General features: G+C 44.8%; 16 protein-coding genes. 12 read left to right on the top strand and 4 right to left on the bottom strand.

The window, feature by feature from the left end; all coding sequences use genetic code 11:
* The 4 genes from H8S37_RS08475 (at nucleotide 1) to H8S37_RS08460 (ending at nucleotide 4687) form a co-directional block, all read left to right on the top strand.
* Nucleotides 1-699 carry a response regulator transcription factor gene (locus H8S37_RS08475; RefSeq protein WP_186875541.1) on the top strand — a complete coding sequence of 233 codons (699 nt, stop codon included), beginning with the start codon at nucleotides 1-3 and terminating at the stop codon, nucleotides 697-699.
* Nucleotides 671-2830 carry a sensor histidine kinase gene (locus H8S37_RS08470; RefSeq protein ID WP_186875540.1) on the top strand — a complete coding sequence of 720 codons (2160 nt, stop codon included), beginning with the start codon at nucleotides 671-673 and terminating at the stop codon, nucleotides 2828-2830. The genes H8S37_RS08475 and H8S37_RS08470 overlap by 29 nt, the downstream gene beginning before the upstream one ends.
* A gap of 140 nt (nucleotides 2831-2970) precedes the next feature.
* Complete coding sequence (locus tag H8S37_RS08465) at nucleotides 2971-3921, top strand: type II CAAX endopeptidase family protein (protein WP_186875539.1); 951 nt, start codon at nucleotides 2971-2973, stop codon at nucleotides 3919-3921.
* 88 nt (nucleotides 3922-4009) lie between these two features.
* Nucleotides 4010-4687 carry a TIGR00266 family protein gene (locus H8S37_RS08460; RefSeq protein ID WP_186875538.1) on the top strand — a complete coding sequence of 226 codons (678 nt, stop codon included), beginning with the start codon at nucleotides 4010-4012 and terminating at the stop codon, nucleotides 4685-4687.
* Here the strand turns inward: H8S37_RS08460 and hydF are convergent.
* The 4 genes from hydF to H8S37_RS17260 form a co-directional block, all read right to left on the bottom strand.
* Nucleotides 4671-5864, bottom strand: coding sequence for a [FeFe] hydrogenase H-cluster maturation GTPase HydF (gene hydF / locus H8S37_RS08455; protein ID WP_186875537.1), 1194 nt, complete (start codon nucleotides 5862-5864; stop codon nucleotides 4671-4673). The two genes, H8S37_RS08460 and hydF, sit on opposite strands and share 17 nt — an antisense overlap.
* Nucleotides 5865-5932: 68 nt before the next feature.
* A complete protein-coding gene (hydG, locus tag H8S37_RS08450) occupies nucleotides 5933-7354 on the bottom strand; it encodes a [FeFe] hydrogenase H-cluster radical SAM maturase HydG (RefSeq protein WP_186875536.1) in 1422 nt (473 codons plus the stop codon).
* An 80-nt stretch (nucleotides 7355-7434) separates the two neighbouring features.
* Nucleotides 7435-8517, bottom strand: coding sequence for a [FeFe] hydrogenase H-cluster radical SAM maturase HydE (gene hydE, locus H8S37_RS08445; protein WP_186875535.1), 1083 nt, complete (start codon nucleotides 8515-8517; stop codon nucleotides 7435-7437).
* Between the two features lie 14 nt (nucleotides 8518-8531).
* On the bottom strand, nucleotides 8532-8792 hold the full coding sequence (locus H8S37_RS17260) for a TM1266 family iron-only hydrogenase system putative regulator (RefSeq protein ID WP_186875534.1): 261 nt from the start codon (nucleotides 8790-8792) through the stop codon (nucleotides 8532-8534).
* 272 nt (nucleotides 8793-9064) lie between these two features.
* Between H8S37_RS17260 and H8S37_RS08435 the strand changes: the two genes are divergently transcribed.
* The 8 genes from H8S37_RS08435 to H8S37_RS08400 all read left to right on the top strand — a co-directional run bounded on the left by H8S37_RS08435 (nucleotide 9065) and on the right by H8S37_RS08400 (nucleotide 17870).
* Nucleotides 9065-9319: a nucleotidyltransferase substrate binding protein gene (locus H8S37_RS08435; protein WP_186875533.1), complete on the top strand. Its 255-nt coding sequence runs from the start codon at nucleotides 9065-9067 to the stop codon at nucleotides 9317-9319.
* Between the two features lie 210 nt (nucleotides 9320-9529).
* Entirely contained in the window at nucleotides 9530-10435 is a 906-nt protein-coding gene (locus H8S37_RS08430) for a trans-4-hydroxy-L-proline dehydratase activase (protein WP_186875532.1), read from the top strand.
* A gap of 12 nt (nucleotides 10436-10447) precedes the next feature.
* Nucleotides 10448-12823, top strand: a complete 2376-nt coding sequence (hypD, locus tag H8S37_RS08425) for a trans-4-hydroxy-L-proline dehydratase (RefSeq protein WP_186875531.1) — start codon at nucleotides 10448-10450, stop codon at nucleotides 12821-12823.
* A gap of 18 nt (nucleotides 12824-12841) precedes the next feature.
* The gene (locus H8S37_RS08420) at nucleotides 12842-13111 is read left to right on the top strand and encodes an acylphosphatase (protein ID WP_186875530.1); all 270 of its coding nucleotides are present in this window, start codon (nucleotides 12842-12844) and stop codon (nucleotides 13109-13111) included.
* A gap of 34 nt (nucleotides 13112-13145) precedes the next feature.
* Nucleotides 13146-13940, top strand: coding sequence for a pyrroline-5-carboxylate reductase (gene proC / locus H8S37_RS08415; RefSeq protein ID WP_186875529.1), 795 nt, complete (start codon nucleotides 13146-13148; stop codon nucleotides 13938-13940).
* 1 nt (nucleotide 13941) lies between these two features.
* Entirely contained in the window at nucleotides 13942-14541 is a 600-nt protein-coding gene (locus H8S37_RS08410) for a TetR/AcrR family transcriptional regulator (protein WP_186875528.1), read from the top strand.
* A gap of 2 nt (nucleotides 14542-14543) precedes the next feature.
* Nucleotides 14544-15239: an anaerobic ribonucleoside-triphosphate reductase activating protein gene (locus H8S37_RS08405; protein ID WP_186875527.1), complete on the top strand. Its 696-nt coding sequence runs from the start codon at nucleotides 14544-14546 to the stop codon at nucleotides 15237-15239.
* A gap of 237 nt (nucleotides 15240-15476) precedes the next feature.
* Nucleotides 15477-17870, top strand: coding sequence for a ribonucleoside triphosphate reductase (locus H8S37_RS08400; protein WP_186875526.1), 2394 nt, complete (start codon nucleotides 15477-15479; stop codon nucleotides 17868-17870).
* The last annotated feature ends 16 nt before the right edge of the window (nucleotides 17871-17886 follow it).

Genomic DNA, 17886 nt, shown 5'->3' with positions numbered 1-17886 from the left:
ATGAAGACAAACCATATCTTGATTGTGGAGGATGACAAGGAAATAAGGGAAGGGATTCAGATATATTTAAAAAGTCAGGGATATGAAGTGTTTCAGGCAGCAGATGGAATAGAAGGGCTTGAGATTTTGGAAAGAGAGGAGATCCATCTGGCGATTGTGGATATTATGATGCCTCGAATGGACGGTATCCATATGACAATGAAGCTGCGGGAAAAGTATGATTTTCCAGTGATTATGCTTTCCGCTAAATCAGAGGAGGTAGATAAGATAACCGGTTTAAACCTGGGCGCAGATGATTATGTGACAAAGCCGTTTACGCCGATGGAACTGATGGCGCGTGTAAATTCCCAACTGAGACGGTACAGGAAATTTATGGAGAAGCTGACACCCAAAGAAAATGTCCATGTGATCGGCGGACTGGAAATTAATGAGGATACAGTGGAGGTGTCTGTAGACGGCAACCAAGTGAAGCTGACACCGATTGAGTATAAAATTCTGCTGCTGCTTGCAAAAAATCCAGGAAGAGTATTTTCAGCAGAAGAGATTTATGAAAGAGTATGGCAGGAGAAGGCGATTAACACAGATACGATTATGGTGCATGTGCGTAATATCCGTGAGAAAATAGAGATTGATCCAAAAAATCCAAAATATTTAAAGGTGGTGTGGGGCGTTGGATACAAAATTGAAAAGCAAATATAGCTGGGGGATTCTTGCGATGCTTATTGTAGCAGCCTTGTGTTCTGCGGGAATATTGTCCACATACCGGCTTGTGGCTGAGGATATGGAAGAAGTATCTTCCGAACGTTACATCACAAGAGAAGCCTATTATGGAGTTGCAGATGATTTATGTGAGGGGATTTATTTTCTTTATAATGAATATTCGAATGAGACGGACAAAGCGGATATCCTGTCCGACTATACAGAGAGTGGATTCCTATTGCTCCGCAAATATATGGACTGTGGAGTATTCGATAACGAAGGAAATCCCCTGATAGAAAACCTTTCAGAAGATACGGCAAAAAAACTGATTGCAAAGGAAACAGAGTATGCTTTTCGGACGGAATTTACGTTTCAGGAGGACGGAGATCTTTCCGACATCAGTGTAAGTGGAAGAGAGGTAGATGAACGAACGCAGTATTATGCGCAGAGAAGCTACCTAAAAGAAATGGAAAATACGCAGCTTTCTTATTGGAGCGAGATTTCTACCCCGCAGGACGTGACGATTATCTACGGCATGACGGAAGAAAATTTAAACGCATATGTGAATGCTTCCAGCAGTATACAGCATATATCCGCTTATGGAGTAATCGGCTACAGCCGGCTGATGACATTTATGCTGGTATTTACCATGTTCGCTGGCGCGGCGGCATTGCTTCTTCCGCTTTGGAAAAAATTAGACATAGGGAGTGCAGCGGTATTTCGTGTTCCTCTGGAGATCGTTTTGCTTATTCTATGGATGCTTCTGTACGGACTGGTCTATTTTCCAGCATCTGTAGTGATGGCAACAATAAACAGAGATTTGCCATTGCTTGTTCCAGGGCAGAACAGTCCGGCAAATGAGATGTTTGGTATATTGATTAACTTTGTCATGTGGCTTTTCTTCTATGTAGTTGTATATTGGGGTTTTACCTGTCTGAGGGCTGTATTTACTATGAAGAAGGAATATTTTGTGAAAAGGACACTGACAGCGCGCGTGATACGCTGGTTAAAGACGGGCGGAGGAAACGTTGGGAAGAAAATCGGAAGCGGAATCGGCAAGGTATGCAGGCGGACAGGTAAATTTGCGGCAAAGCAGTATGATACCCTGCTGCATCTGGATTTTCAAGATAAAACGAACCGGACTGTTTTTAAAATTATCGGAATTAATTTTATTGTTCTTGCGATTATATGCAGTATGTGGTTTTTCGGGCTTTTCGCACTTCTGGTCTACTCAATTATACTGTTCTTCTTTTTGCGGAAGTATTTTCGTGATTTGCAGGATAAATACAAATTATTGTTAAAATCTACAAACCAGCTTGCAGACGGTGATCTGGATACTCCGATAGAAGGGGACATCGGTTTGTTTAATCCGATACAGAACGAATTAAAAAAAATCCAGGCAGGATTTAAAAAAGCAGTAGAAAAAGAGGTAAAGAGCGAGCGAATGAAGACAGAGCTGGTGACGAATGTATCGCATGACTTAAAAACACCGCTGACGGCGATCATTACGTATACAGATCTGTTGAAAACAGAAAAAGACGAAGAGAAAAGAAGGGAATATATTGATGTACTGGAGAGAAAATCTCTCCGTTTAAAAGTTCTGATAGAGGATTTGTTCGAGATTAGTAAGGCGGCGAGTAAAAATGTGATTATGCACTATATGAAAGTAGATATTGTAGATTTGCTCAAGCAGGTCGGTCTGGAAAATGACAGCAAAATCAAGGAAGCGAATCTGGAATTTCGCTGGAAGCTGCCGGATCATAAGATTGTTCTGAATCTGGACAGTCAGAAAACATACAGAGTATTTGAAAACCTGATTGTCAATATCACTAAATATGCGTTGCCTCATACACGGGTATATATTGAAATGACAGAGACAGATTCCCGGGTGCATATTTTTATGAAAAATGTCTCTGCCGCGGAGCTTGACTTTAATGTAGAAGAGATTACGGACAGATTTGTCCGGGGAGATTCTTCCAGAAATACGGAAGGATCCGGTTTGGGGCTGGCGATTGCAAAGAGCTTTACAGAATTACAGCACGGGGAGTTAAAGATTGAGACAGAAGCAGACTTGTTCAAAGCAGAAATCGTATTTCCTAAAAATAATATAGAAGAAACAGAGGAGAACTAAGAAACTGGCTTTGCAGTGTAAAAGAACCTTTAGACACTGCAAAGCCAGTTGTGTTATAATCAGGAAAATGATATTGTAATACAATCCTTTCAGGATAGCGGAGTTCGCCTGATAAGGTGTAAAAAGAAAGGGGAACAGAATTGGAAAAGGAAAAGAAAAGGGAATACAGGACACTGCGGCCCTGGCAGGGCTTTCTGGTTATTCTTGTGGCGGCCATATACCTGTTTTTGATTGCCCCGAAAATCGTAGGACAATTGGGAAGAATGGGAAGTATTTTAGGAGAAGCAGGTTTTTTCATTCTGTCTGTGGCTGCGGTCTGGATATGGAAAGGAAACTTAAAAGAAGTGTTCCCTTTCCGAAAGCCGTCTTTTACAGCTATAGCAGGGGTTGTTATTATGTGGATGGGGATGATGCTGGTACTCTCTGTCACTACGCTGATATTACAGTTGTTTTTCCCAGCAGTATATTTTGAGTCAGGGGTTGAGACAGCACTTGGATATGCGGGCACACCGGTAGTCCTGCTGACATTGATCTTAGCGGTATCTCCTGCAATTTGCGAGGAAGTGTTATTTCGGGGTGTGTTTGTCAACAGTCTGCGTCCTCTGAAAAATAAGTGGGTGATTCTTCTCATCAGCGGTATCATATTTGGACTGTTTCACGGCAGTCTGGCTAAATTCCTGCCGACGACTCTGGGCGGCATTGCACTTGGATTTATTTTCCTGGAGACAGGAAATCTGTTTTATAGTTGTCTGTATCATTTTATCAATAATATGTCTTCTGTTGTAGTGATTGCCGCTTTAGGAGATATATACCGGTATATGGCGCAGAGCAGCTATGGGCTTGAGATGCAGGAAATTCCGCTGGCAAGCATAGGATTGTCGGTGATTCTGTCAGCCGCAGCTCCGGCCTGCCTTTATATCGGCAATTATTTGCTGCACAGCCAGACAGAAGGCTATCGTGACACATTGTTTCCGCGGAAAAAACCAGGTGTTGTGATTTCATTGATTGCAGTCTCCGGTATTCTATTTGTTTCAGGTGTGTATCTTTTTATCTATGGAATGATAGAGGCGGGGCCTATGCTGTATAAGTAAGAAAATAGTAAGACACATCAGAAAAAATACAGTATAATGGAAATAGAGTGTGAAACGGTATGGGAATGGCAAAGAGGAGGTACAAAGGATGAAGTATGAAATAAAGGGGGAAACACTGCCGGCGGTCGTCTGCTATCTGGACAGAGGCGAGCAGATGCTCACAGAGAAAGGCTCTATGTGCTGGATGTCTCCGAATATGAGAATGGAGACAACCTCAAACGGGGGATTTGGCAAAGCATTTGGGAGAATGTTTGCAGGGGATTCCTTTTTTCAGAATGTCTATACTGCAGAGGGCGGGAATGGGATGATTGCATTTGCCTCCAGCTTTCCAGGGAAAATCATACCTTATGAAATTCTTCCCGGAAAGGAATTGATTGTTCAGAAATCCGCCTTCCTTGCCTCCGAGGCAGAAGTAGAGCTTTCTGTATATTTTCAGAAAAAACTAGGAAGCGGCATTTTCGGCGGCGAGGGATTTATCATGCAGAAGCTTTCCGGCAGAGGCATGGTGTTTCTGGAATTTGACGGACATATCGTAGAATATGATCTACAGCCCGGACAGCAAATCGTGGTCGATACCGGGTATCTGGCAGCGATGGAAAGCTCCTGTATGATGGATGTTCAGACTGTGCCGGGGCTAAAGAATATTGTGTTCGGCGGGGAGGGTGTATTCAATACGATTGTAACCGGACCTGGCCATATCTGGCTTCAGACAATGCCGATGTCGAATGTCGCGGGAGAAATTTTAAAATTTATGCCTTCGCGTTAGAAAATACAGCCGTACTTCGTTTTAAAATCCCTTTCATGTGTGCGATTGCGGTTCCATAATTGGTGATGGGAATTCCCTGATCTTTCGCACAGGACAGGCGGTATTGCATTTCGCGGTCGTTCAGCATACAGCCTCCGCAGTGAACAATCAACCGATAAGGAGATAAATCAGTGGGGAATTCCGTTCCGCTGGTGAAGGAAAAATGGATATTTTTTCCGCTGTGGGTTAAAATCCACTTTGGCAGTTTGACGGTTCCAATGTCCTCGCACTGCCTGTGATGGGTGCAGCCCTCGGAAATAAGAATCGTGTCATTGTCATTAAGTAGATCCAGCATGAGGGCGCCTTCTGTTAAAGTCTGCAGATTCCCTTTATATCTGGCGAACAGGATAGAAAAGGAAGTAAGGGGAATCTCGAAGGGGGTGTCAGCGGCAACTTTTTCAAACACCTGGCTGTCTGTGATTACAAGAGCAGGTGTTTTTTTCAGCTGATGGAGAGTTTCTTTTAACTCTGTATCCTGTACGGCAACTACGGCTGCGCCGGAATCCAGAAGATCCCGTATCGTCTGCTGCTGGGGCAAAATCAGACGGCCTTTGGGCGCGGCGGAGTCAATGGGAATGACAAGGACGACAAAATCTCCGGGAGCAATCAAGTCGCCTGCGATTTTTTTCTCCTGCTTTTCTTTCGGTACACAATCTGCGATTCGCTTTTTTAGCGTATCTATATTTTCTCCTGTAGCCGCGCTTACCCATACACTGTTTTGTGTATCAGTGTATGGGGGACGGACTAAATCACATTTATTATAGACGATGACAAAGGGAATGTTTTTCTCTTGAATTTTATTTAGAATCTCCCTGTCTTTATCGGTGATTCCAGTTCTTCCATCCACAACGAGGAGAGCAATATCTGTTTTGTTCAACATCTGGACTGCTTTTTGAATCCGCATAGCTCCCAGTTCCCCCTCGTCGTCAAGCCCCGGGGTGTCGATGAGGACGACTGGCCCCAGGGGCAGAAGCTCCATGGATTTTAATACGGGATCTGTGGTGGTTCCCTGTACATCCGAGACAATCGCCAGATTTTGTCCGGTAACTGCATTGATAATGCTGGATTTTCCGGCATTTCTTTTGCCGAAAATCCCGATATGCAGGCGGTTTGATGAAGGTACTGCGTTAAGGCTCATAATATTTCTCCTCTCTTGGCTTTGTAAGAACAGTTCTTGTTTTGCAATATTTAAAAGACATACAAGGATTAAAAGCGGAAATCCCTGCGGTTATCTTGTTCAATCAGCCTCAAATTTTCCAGTACGACAGCGCGTGCCTTTTCGTTGGGAACGTTTAATACTTCTTTTTCAATCAGCTTGTCTCCAATTGCCTTTGTTTTCGGTGAGGCATAGTCTGTCAGATATTCCTTTAAGGTCATCAATGCGTTCGGATGGCAGCAGTTCTGGATCTGCCCGCTTTTACACAGAGACATGAAACGATCGCCGGTTCTTCCTTCGCGGTAGCAGGCGGTGCAGAAGCTGGGAATATATCCCATTTCCATTAGCCAACAGACCACTTCATCGAGAGTTCTTGTATCAATAACATCGAATTGTTCGGACTTTTTGGCATCTGGTTCCGGTTCGCAGTAGCCGCCCACGCTGGTGCGGGAACCGCCGCTTATCTGGGAAATACCGAGGTGGAGGACACGCTCTCTTGTTTTCTGGCTTTCACGGGTAGAAATGATCATGCCGGTATAGGGAACTGCGATGCGGATACAGGCAACTAACTTCGCGAATGTGTCGTCATCGATGCCGTTTTTAAATTCCGAAGAATCAATGTCGTCTGCGTCACGCAGGCGCGGAACACTGATTGTATGAGGCCCTACCCCGAAAGCCGCCTCTAAATGCTCTGCGTGCATCAAAAGTCCGGCAAATTCATAGCGGTATTTATCCAGTCCAAATAAAACTCCCACTCCTACATCGTCAATTCCGCCTTCCATTGCGCGATCCATTGCTTCTGTATGGTAATCATAGTCATGTTTGGGCCCGGTGGGATGGAGGTTTAAGTAGCTTTCCTTGTGATATGTCTCCTGGAACAAAATGTAGGTGCCGATTCCCGCTTCTTTTAAAAGGCGGTAATTGTCCACTGTGGTTGCAGCAATGTTGATGTTGACCCTGCGGATGGCTCCGTTTTTGTGTTTGATACTGTAGATGGTGTTGATACAGTCCAGATAGTATTCCATTGTATTACGTACAGGATCTTCTCCTGCTTCAAGAGCGAGACGTTTATGCCCCATATCCTGGAGTGCAATGACCTCACGGCGGATTTCCTCCTGCGTCAGTTGTTTTCTGGCAATGTGCTTGTTTTTAGCATGATATGGACAGTAGGTACATCCATTGACGCAGTAGTTAGAAAGATAAAGCGGGGCGAACATAACGATCCGGTTACCATAGAAATCTTTCTTAATCTGTTCAGCCAGTTTAAAGATTTCCTGATTTTTTTCCTCCAGGTCACAGGCGAGCAGGACAGAAGCCTCCCTGTGGGAAAGCCCTTTTCGTTTTTTCGCCTTTTCAATCAGGGAGTCAATTAGGACGGAATTGTGCCTGTTTTCGTCGGCATAGGCGAGAGTCTCTAAGATTTCTTCGTGGTTGATAAAGTCCTCTGCGTGTTTTGAGTTTACATCATACATTGTTATATCCTCCATATTGTTTTTGATAAGATTTATGTTTCTTCGTAACAGTTCAGCCACGATAAGCACACAGTGTGGTTTTACGAATGGCGCGGGCTGAACTGTGTTTCTTCTGCTGTATTTAAAGAATCGCCGCGGGTGACTGCGATATGGCAGCCGACAGAATGTATGCGCTGTTCCAGATCTTTTATACATTCTGCCGCCTCCGCCCCCGTACAGATTTTGTTGTCATAGAGCGCGTAGTCTTTGCGGACGTTTCCAGGTGAAAGATTTGGCATCACTACATTCGCGCCGGCAAGAATTCCCTGTTCCCTTCCGTCTGGTGCGATCGTGCCAAGCGCGGTGGTGGCGGGCAGAAGAACTTTGGGAAGCAGCAGGCGGATAAGAGCCAGCAAAAAAAGCGTCAAATCTAAAGTCCCTGCGCGTTCGCCAGAAAAAGGCGTGTCGTGGTGCGGGATAAAAGGCCCGATCCCTACCATGTGCGGGTTGAGCTCTTTCAGGAAAAGCATATCCTCCGCCAGATTTTCCGGAGTCTGGTAAGGGGAACCGACCATGAATCCAGTGCCGGCCTGGTATCCGATTTTTTTTAAATTCCACAGGCACTGCTGCCGGTGCGCGGCGCTTAGAGACGGCGGGTGCAGCCTGGCATAATGGGAAGCGTTATAGGTCTCATGGCGCAGGAGATAACGATTGGCTCCGGCGTCAAAGAGTCTCTGATAGCTTTCAAAGGAACGTTCTCCGACGGACAAAGTAATGGCACAGTCAGGGAAAGAAGTATGGATCGACTTTACAATGTCTTCCAGGACAGGATCCGTATAGTACCCGTCTTCTCCGCCCTGGAGTACAAATGTGCGGAATCCAAGCTCATAGCCTGCATAGCAGCAGGAGAGAATTTCTTCTTTTGTCAGGCGGTAACGGTTTACATGCGTATTGCTTCTGCGTATGCCACAGTAGAGACAGTCATTTTTGCAGTAGTTAGTGAATTCAATCAGTCCGCGTATATAGACGTCGTCACCGTAATATTTTTCACGTGTCCGGCGTGCCAGCGAAAATAAATATTCGCTCACTTCGCTGTCTCGGCCCTGGATAAGCTGTACCCATTCTTCTTTTGAAAGGGCATGGGTGCAGGCAAGCTTGTCGATAAGTTTATTTAAGCTCTTCATGGTGTACTCTCCGATTATGCGTTTGTTTTGGCGTAGATAGTTTTTGTGCTGATTCCGGGAAGCATACCCAGTTTTCCGGACAGGGCGCTGATAACGTCATTTGGGGCGTCAATGGCGACGCTGATAATAGAGATCCCCTTTTCCCGGTAGGGGATTCCCATTCTGCCGATAATGTAAGCGGCATATTGACTTAGCAGGTGGTTCAACTCGTCTATATGGGTATTTGAATTGACGACGATCCCGATAAGGGCTATTCGTGTTTCCGTGGCAGACACCTCCTTGTAGTATGTGTTTAATCTGTCAAAAGGCTCCTGGTGTGAAATAGTTTCTCTAACTTTAGTGGCAGGTCTTTCCTGGAAAACAAAAAGACCTGTGCCTTTTAAGCGCAGGTATGACAAAAGCAGAGGGAAAACCCCCTTGTTATCTTTTCATATATGCGCCTTCTTACTTAGGAAATTCCTTTGTAATCAGAACGAAACTGTAAATGATTATAGCATATTGAGAAAAAATACACAATAGAGGAGGAAAAGAGAAAGGGAAAAACAGTATGACAGTGGATGAGATATTACAGGAGATTGTAAAAATTTGCAGGCAGTATGATGCTAGGGAGGTATTTTGGTTCGGTTCACGTGCAAAGTTTAGTATCACCTTTGATTTGTCTTGGAAAGTGATGAAGGATATTTTGATTCAATATTACGCGATTACGGAATTTATAGCTGATTCTCCCAGAGAAGTATTAAAAGAGGTATTAAAAGCGGAATTAATTGACGGGGATGTCTGGATGGAAATGCTGCAGTGTTAAGAGAAATATAGAAGCAGAGGAACAGATTTTTCTTGTCGTATATGTAAGCGTGTGATAAAATTAGACTAAAGTACAAACATTAGTCTAAAAAGTGGACACGACAAATGCATACGGAGCAGGAAACAGAAGAAGCTCTGTTTGGGAAACGTCAGCAGAAAGGCAGGACTGTTGTGCTGTTTTTGCCGGATGTTAAGGGGGAAAGGAGAGAAGATGAGGCTGATTACAGATATACAGAAGTATTCGATCCACGACGGAGATGGGATCCGCACAACGGTATTTTTTAAAGGCTGTGCGCTGAAATGTCAGTGGTGCCATAATCCAGAGACGCAGAAGGCAGAAAAAGAGCTGCTGTATAAGGAAGAGGGCTGTATTGGCTGCGGTGCATGCAGTAAGGTCTGTCCGAATGGGGCGGTCAGTATACAAAATGGCAAGGCGCATACGGACAGAAATATATGCACCGCCTGCGGAGAATGTACAGATGTCTGTAGTCTGAATCTGCGGGAAATTGCAGGAAAAGAATATACGGCAGAGGAACTCGTCAAAGAGCTGAAAAAGGATGAAATGTTTTATGAAGAGTCCGGTGGAGGAGTAACATTATCCGGCGGAGAGGTGATGCTTTTTGACATGGATTTTGTGGAGGCAGTGGCAAAGAAGCTGAAGCGTGCGGGAATAGATGTGGCGATCGACACGTGTGGGTATGCCCCGCGTGAGAATTTTGAAAGGATTCTCCCTTTTGCGGATACCTTTCTCTATGACATAAAGACCATGGATAATGCGGTACATAAGAAATATATTGGCTTTGGAAATGAACAGATTCTAAAAAATCTGGAATATTTAAGTTGTATGGGAGCAAGGATATACATCCGCATACCTACGATAAGAGAGGTGAATGGGGATACGGCAAGTATGAAAGCGATTCTTTCGTATCTGAAGGAAAAGAAGATACGGGCAGTACAGATTCACCTTCTGCCCTATCACAATACAGGCAGTTCTAAATACGCGCGGATCGGGAAGCAATATATGGGGGAAGCGCTGCACGCTCCTTCGAAAGAAGAGATGGAAGGGCTTGCGAAGCTATTCAAAGAAGCAGGATATAAAGTGAAGATTGGAGGATAAAAGGAGGCAGTAATGGAAGAAAGAGGTATGAACGAAAGAATCAGGAAGCTAAGAAGAGTTAGTCTGGACACACCGGCCCGTATTGACTTAGAGCGCGCAAAATCGGAGACAGAAACGTACCGAAAGTATGAGGGAGAACTGTCCGTGCCAGAGCTTAGGGCGCAGGTACTCAAAGAGTATTTCGCATCTAAAACACTCTATATCGGGGAAGGAGAGCTGATTGTGGGAGAGAAGGGGGATGCTCCGCAGGCGGCGCCGACTTTTCCAGAGTTGTGCTGTCATACGGTGGAAGACATGCGTGTGATGAACGACAGGGAACTGATTCATTTTAAGGTAAACGAAGAGGATTACAAGGTGCAGGAGGAAGTAATGCTTCCCTATTGGGAGAAGCGATCTATCCGGCACAAAATTCTGCGGGAAATGACGCCGGAGTGGAAGGCTGCCTATGAATGTGGGATTTTTACAGAGTTTATGGAACAAAGAGGGCCGGGGCACACGGTGGGCTCTGTGAAGATCTATGAGAAAGGATTTCAAGATTATAAAGAAGAAATTCAGGAGGCAATCGCACATCTGGATTTCTTAAATGATGCAGAGGCATATGACAAGAAGAATGAATTGGAAGGAATGAAAATTGCCTGCGACGCCATTATGATTCTGGGAGAACGTTATGCGGCATATGCAAGGGAACTGGCGGAGAAAGAAGCGGATGAGACGCGGAAGAACGAGCTGCTTCAAATTGCCGCCAACTGTGATGTCGTTCCGGCGCATAAACCGCAGACATACTGGCAGGCGATCCAGATGTACTGGTTTGTACATTTAAGTGTGACAAGCGAGCTAAATCCATGGGATTCATACAGCCCAGGGCGTCTCGACCAGCACTTGAATCCCTTCTATCAGAAGGATATAGAAGCAGGAATTCTGGACGAAGAGAGGGCGTTGGAGCTGCTGGAGTGTCTCTGGGTGAAATTCAATAATCAGCCGGCGCCGCCGAAGGTAGGAATTACGCTGAAAGAAAGCGGCACATATACCGATTTCGCGAACTTGAATACAGGAGGGATTACTCCGGAGGGTGAAAACGGAGTGAATGATGTCAGTTATTTGATTTTGGACTGCATGGACGAGATGAAGTTATTGCAGCCAAGCTCGAATGTGCAGATCAGTAAAAAGACCCCGATGAAATTCTTAAAGCGCGCCTGTGAGATTTCGAGAAAAGGATGGGGACAGCCGGCGTTTTATAATACAGAGGCAATCATACAAGAGCTGCTCAACGCGGGAAAATCCCTGGAGGATGCCAGAAAGGGAGGAACAAGCGGCTGTGTGGAGACAGGGGCATTTGGAAATGAAGCGTATATTCTGACCGGATATTTTAATCTGCCGAAGATTTTTGAGCTGACTTTAAATAATGGATATGATAAAGTGGCAGGCAGACAATTAGGGCCGCAGACCGGAGAGGCGGCAGGATTTTCCACATATGAGGAGCTGTTCGAGGCATATAAAAAACAGATTGCGTATTTCCTGGATATAAAGATAAAGGGCAGTAATGTAATTGAGAGGATTTACGCGGAACATATGCCAGTGCCATTTCTATCGGTGATTACAAATGACTGTATCGCAAGAGGGAAAGACTACAATGGCGGAGGAGCCAGATATAATACGAAATATATCCAGGGAGTGGGAATCGGTACAATAACAGACTGTCTGGCAGCGGTAAAATATAATGTCTATGACAAAAAGAAATTTACAATGCAAGAATTATTAGAAGCGCTGGAAGATAATTTTGAAGGACATGAAAGAATCTGGAACCTGGTAAAAAATAAAACACCGAAATACGGAAATGATGATGATTATGCAGACGATATTATGAAGTCCGTATTTGCTTATTATCGAGAACAGGTTACGGGCAGGCCGAATATGCTGGGCGGCACGTATCGGATTAATATGCTCCCGACCACCTGCCACGTATATTTTGGAGAGGTGATGATGGCCAGCGCCAACGGACGCCTGGCGCACAAGCCGGTTTCCGAAGGGATTTCACCGGAGAAGGGAGCAGATACAAACGGACCGACAGCCGTTGTAAAATCCTGTGCAAAAATGGATCATCTTCAGACTGGCGGGACACTTTTAAACCAAAAGTTTACACCTGGTGTCGTGGCAGGGGAAGAAGGACTTACCCAGATGGCAAATCTGGTGCGCACGTATTTTAATATGGACGGGCACCATATTCAGTTTAATGTAATCGACAAGGAGACCTTAATCGAAGCGCAGAAGCATCCAGACGACTACAAGGATTTGATTGTACGGGTGGCAGGCTACAGCGATCATTTCCGTAATTTGAGCAAGGCTCTGCAAGATGAGATTATAGAGAGAACAGAACAAAGCTTTCATTAAGAAAAAGGCGGTGGGATAATGTCGGAGGTGAGAAAGCATATTGTATTTCACGGCAGAGTCCAGGGAGTGGGATTTCGTTATACTGCAAAATATCTTGCCCAGTCTCTGGAGCTTACCGGATGGGTACGAAATGAATGGGACGGTACTGTGACAATGGAAGTACAAGGACGGGAAGCCCTGATAAATAAACTGCTGAAAGGGCTAAATGGCGGGCACTTTATTTCGATTGAATGGATGGATACGAAGGAAATCCCTCTAGAAGAAGAACGGGGATTTCGCGTACGATAAGGACAGAGAAAGAAAATAAGAAGGAGAGAAGAAAATGAAGCTTGGATTTATCGGAACAGGCAACATGGCGGGAGCCATCATGGGCGGCATCATTAAGAAAGGGATTTTTAAGCCGGAGGAAATCATTGGTTCGGATATAAGCGAACAGGGAAGAGAGAGAATAAAAAAGATGTACGGCATCTGCGTGACGGCAGACAATAAGGAAGCGGCTTCCAGTGCAGAGGTACTGATCCTGTCAGTGAAACCGCAGTTTTATGAAGAGACGATCGCAGAAATAAAAGACTGTATAGAGGAAAGCAAGATTGTGGTTACGATTGCGCCGGGTAAGACATTGGAGTGGCTTAAGGGACAGTTTGGAAAAGAGGTAAAGCTTGTCCGTACAATGCCGAATACTCCTGCAATGGTGGGAGAGGGGATGACGGCCGCCTGCCCCAATGAATTGGTTACGGAAGAAGAAAAGGCGTATGTGCTGCATATATTAGAGGCATTTGGAAAAGTGGAAATTGTTCCGGAGAGGCTGATGGATGCAGTTGTCTCTGTAAGCGGCAGTTCTCCGGCGTATGTGTTTATGTTGCTTGAGGCGATGGCGGATGCGGCAGTGGCGGCAGGAATGCCGAGACAGCAGGCATACAAATTCGCGGCACAGGCAGTATATGGCAGCGCGAAGATGGTGCTGGACACAGGGAGGCATCCGGGAGAATTAAAAGATATGGTCTGCTCTCCGGCAGGAACAACGATTGAGGCAGTAAGGGTGCTGGAGAAGAATGGGTTTAGAAGTGCGGTGATGGAAGCGATGAAAGCATGTGCAGAAGTCTCAGGGAAGATGTAAGATGAACAAAGACAGCACAAAGAAAAGTATAAAAACAAGAATAGTATCTGCGGCATGGCAGCTATTTTATGAGAAAGGCTATGACCAGACAACAGTGGATGACATCATTGCATTGTCAGGCACGTCAAAAGGCTCCTTTTACTATTATTTCAGTACAAAGGATGAGCTTTTGGAGACATTGTCCAACGTATTAGATGATTTCTATGAAGAACTGGCAGGAAAGATGGAACCATCTATGAATAGCTTTGACAAGCTGCTGTACTTAAATGAAAAGGCACATGAAATGATCGAGAAAAAGGTACCGATTGACTTGCTTGCTTCTCTGTATTCCACACAGCTTACCGCAAAGGGAAACCGACATCTCCTGGATAAGAACCGGGTATATTACCGTCTTATCACAGAGATTACCGAGGAGGGACAGAGAAGAGGGGAAATCAGACAGGACAAACCGGTCAGCGAAATTGTAAGATATTATTCCTTGTGCGAACGGGCGCTGATTTCGGACTGGTGTTTAAACCAGGGAAGCTACTCGTTAAGCAGCTATACGAAAGAATATATGCCTGTTATGATGGCGTATTTCAGACAAGAATCGGAGGGATAAGGATGGGAATACAAGGGATTCAGAAGCTGACACTTTTAGATTTTCCAGGAAAGGTAGCCTGCACACTCTTTACTGCCGGCTGCAACTTCCGCTGCCCGTTCTGCCACAATGCTTCCCTGGTTACACATGTAGATGGGAAGAGGGATATACCGGAGGAGGAAATTCTTGCCTTTCTGAATAAACGGCGCGGTGTGCTGGACGGAGTATGTATCACAGGAGGGGAACCGCTGCTTTGGACGGACATAGAAGCATGTATCCGTAAAATACGGGAACTGGGTTATCTTGTGAAGCTGGATACAAATGGAAGCAACGTATCGTTGCTAAAACATTTGGCAGAGGAAGGGCTGTTGGATTATGTGGCGATGGACATTAAGAATGCACCGGATAAATATGGAATAACAATTGGGATTGAGGGATACCACTTAGAAAATATTCTGCAAAGCGTAGATTTTCTGCTCACAGGTTCTGTGCCGTATGAATTTCGAACGACGGTTGTAAGAGAGTTTCATAACCGGGAAGACTTCGCCGCGATTGGCAGGTGGATAAAAGGAGCAGAACGATATTTTCTCCAGGGATTTCAGGATTCGGGTGATCTGATTGCGCCGGGGCTTAGGGGATATACAAAAGAAATCATGGAACAGGCGCTTGCGATCGTCAGAAGAAATGTACCAAACGCAGAACTGCGCGGGATAGAGTGATAATATAGGGCATAAATGACAGTACACCAATATCTAGTGTATAAATGCAGTAATAAAAACTAGATATTGGTGTTTTTTGTTGACACCATTTTCCATGAATGATACAATGAGTACAGTGTCCGGCAAAAGTAGTCTGCCCGGCATTTACTGTCCGTATACTATGGAAAAGAGAAAAAGATAAATACCTGCCATTGTGCAGTTGGGAGGATATAAAAAGAAAGGAGACGGATCGTAACTATGTATCAGGTGACAAAGAGGGATGGGAAGATTGCAGAATTTAATCTGGTGAAAATCAGCGAAGCAATCCGCAAAGCATTTGAGGCGCAGGAAAAGCAGTACAATCAAGATATTATTGATTTACTCGCGCTGAAAGTGACGGCGGATTTTGAGCCGAAGATAAAGGAGGAACTGGTCTCTGTAGAGGACATTCAGGACAGCGTAGAGTCTGTACTGATTAAGGCGGGCTATGCAGATGTGGCAAAAGGCTATATTTTATATAGAAAACAGAGAGAAAAAATCAGAAACTTAAACTCTACCCTGCTGGATTATAAAGAGATAGTGGACAGCTACGTGAAAATAACCGACTGGCGTGTAAAAGAGAATTCTACTGTGACGTATTCTGTCGGAGGGCTTATTTTAAGCAATTCCGGAGCGATCACCGCGAACTACTGGCTTTCAGAAATCTACGATGAAGAGATCGGAAAAGCACATAAAAACGCGGATATCCATATCCATGATTTGTCGATGCTGACTGGATACTGTGCAGGCTGGTCTCTAAAACAGCTAATCCAGGAAGGACTGGGAGGTATTCCGGGGAGAATTACGTCTGCTCCGGCTAAGCACTTAAGTGTTCTGTGTAACCAGATGGTAAATTTTCTCGGCATTATGCAGAATGAATGGGCGGGCGCGCAGGCATTTTCTTCTTTTGACACATATCTCGCACCGTTTGTCAAGGCAGATCATCTGACATACCCGGAAGTAAAGAAATGCATTGAGTCCTTTATTTACGGGGTGAATATCCCGTCACGCTGGGGAACACAGGCGCCGTTTTCCAACATTACGCTGGACTGGACGGTACCGGAGGATTTGAAAAATATTCCGGCAATTGTAGGGGGAGTAGATCAGGACTTCACTTACGGCGACTGTAAAGCAGAGATGGATATGATCAACAAGGCATTTATTGAGACGATGATAGAAGGAGACGCGGAAGGAAGAGGATTCCAATACCCGATTCCTACTTACTCTATCACAAGCGACTTTGACTGGTCGGATACAGAAAATAACCGTCTATTGTTTGAAATGACGGCAAAATACGGTACTCCTTATTTTTCAAATTATATCAATAGTGATATGAAACCAAGCGACGTGCGGAGTATGTGCTGCCGTCTGCGTCTGGATCTGCGCGAGCTCCGCAAAAAATCCGGCGGTTTCTTCGGAAGCGGGGAAAGTACCGGCTCTGTGGGAGTTGTGACAATTAATATGCCGAGAATCGCATATTTGTCGGAGAATGAGGAAGAATTTTATAAGAGACTGGATCGCATGATGGATATTTCTGCAAGGTCTCTGCACATTAAACGGACTGTTATATCAAAGCTTCTGGATGAAGGGTTGTATCCGTATACAAAACGTTATCTTGGCTCCTTTGACAATCATTTCTCTACAATCGGGCTGATCGGAATGAACGAGGCGGGCTTAAATGCGAAGTGGATACGCAAGGATATGACGCATGAGGAGACACAGGAATTTACAAAGAATGTATTGAACCATATGCGGGAACGGCTTTCAGATTATCAGGAAATGTATGGGGATTTATATAACCTGGAGGCAACTCCGGCAGAATCAACCACATACAGACTTGCAAAGCATGATGTGGAGCAGTTTAAAGATATTATTACAGCGGCAGAGTGCAGCGGAACACCATACTATACAAACAGCTCTCATCTTCCGGTGGGATATACAGAGGATGTGTTTGCCGCGCTGGATATTCAGGATGAACTACAGACCTTATATACGTCCGGAACGGTATTCCATACATTTTTAGGTGAAAAACTGCCGGATTGGAAAGCGGCTGCATCTTTGGTAAGAAAGATAGCTCAGAATTATAAACTGCCCTATTATACAATGTCTCCGACGTATTCTATCTGCCAGAACCATGGATATTTGTCAGGTGAGCAGTATAAATGTCCGATCTGCGGAAAAGAGACGGAGGTATACAGCCGTATTACGGGCTATTACCGTCCTGTGAAGAACTGGAACGATGGAAAGACACAGGAATTTAAAGAGCGCAAGGTATATGACATTACTCATTCACATATGAAAATAAAAACAAGAGCAGCGGCAGAGGAAGAGAATAGTGTGCAGGCGTCAGGAGCAGAAATGGGCAAGACAGAGACAAGGACATATCTTTTTACGACTAAGACATGTCCAAACTGTAAAATAGCAGTAAGCTCTCTTGAAAAGGCACAGATACCTTATGAGGTAATAGATGCAGAGGAGCATACAGAGCTTGTGAAAAAATATGGCGTGATGCAGGCGCCTACCCTGGTTGTTGTGAAGGACAATGAGGTGAAGAAGCTGGCGAATGCGTCGAATATCAGAGAATACGCAAGGAAAGAACAGCAGGAAAAGTAAAAAGAGGTAGAATATT

The organism is Mediterraneibacter hominis, from assembly GCF_014287475.1.
Lineage (GTDB): Bacteria > Bacillota > Clostridia > Lachnospirales > Lachnospiraceae > Mediterraneibacter > Mediterraneibacter hominis.
Note: the sequence above shows the minus strand (reverse complement) of the source record. Positions and strands in the feature narration are given on the sequence as shown.

Coding starts and splice junctions, on each gene's coding strand:
- H8S37_RS08475 (WP_186875541.1), top strand. CDS start 1: ATGAAGACAAACCATATCTTGATTGTGGAGGATGACAAGGAAATAAGG.
- H8S37_RS08460 (WP_186875538.1), top strand. CDS start 4,010: ATGAAGTATGAAATAAAGGGGGAAACACTGCCGGCGGTCGTCTGCTAT.
- hydF (WP_186875537.1), bottom strand. CDS start 5,864: ATGAGCCTTAACGCAGTACCTTCATCAAACCGCCTGCATATCGGGATT.
- hydG (WP_186875536.1), bottom strand. CDS start 7,354: ATGTATGATGTAAACTCAAAACACGCAGAGGACTTTATCAACCACGAA.
- hydE (WP_186875535.1), bottom strand. CDS start 8,517: ATGAAGAGCTTAAATAAACTTATCGACAAGCTTGCCTGCACCCATGCC.
- H8S37_RS08435 (WP_186875533.1), top strand. CDS start 9,065: ATGACAGTGGATGAGATATTACAGGAGATTGTAAAAATTTGCAGGCAG.
- H8S37_RS08430 (WP_186875532.1), top strand. CDS start 9,530: ATGAGGCTGATTACAGATATACAGAAGTATTCGATCCACGACGGAGAT.
- hypD (WP_186875531.1), top strand. CDS start 10,448: ATGGAAGAAAGAGGTATGAACGAAAGAATCAGGAAGCTAAGAAGAGTT.
- H8S37_RS08420 (WP_186875530.1), top strand. CDS start 12,842: ATGTCGGAGGTGAGAAAGCATATTGTATTTCACGGCAGAGTCCAGGGA.
- proC (WP_186875529.1), top strand. CDS start 13,146: ATGAAGCTTGGATTTATCGGAACAGGCAACATGGCGGGAGCCATCATG.
- H8S37_RS08410 (WP_186875528.1), top strand. CDS start 13,942: ATGAACAAAGACAGCACAAAGAAAAGTATAAAAACAAGAATAGTATCT.
- H8S37_RS08405 (WP_186875527.1), top strand. CDS start 14,544: ATGGGAATACAAGGGATTCAGAAGCTGACACTTTTAGATTTTCCAGGA.
- H8S37_RS08400 (WP_186875526.1), top strand. CDS start 15,477: ATGTATCAGGTGACAAAGAGGGATGGGAAGATTGCAGAATTTAATCTG.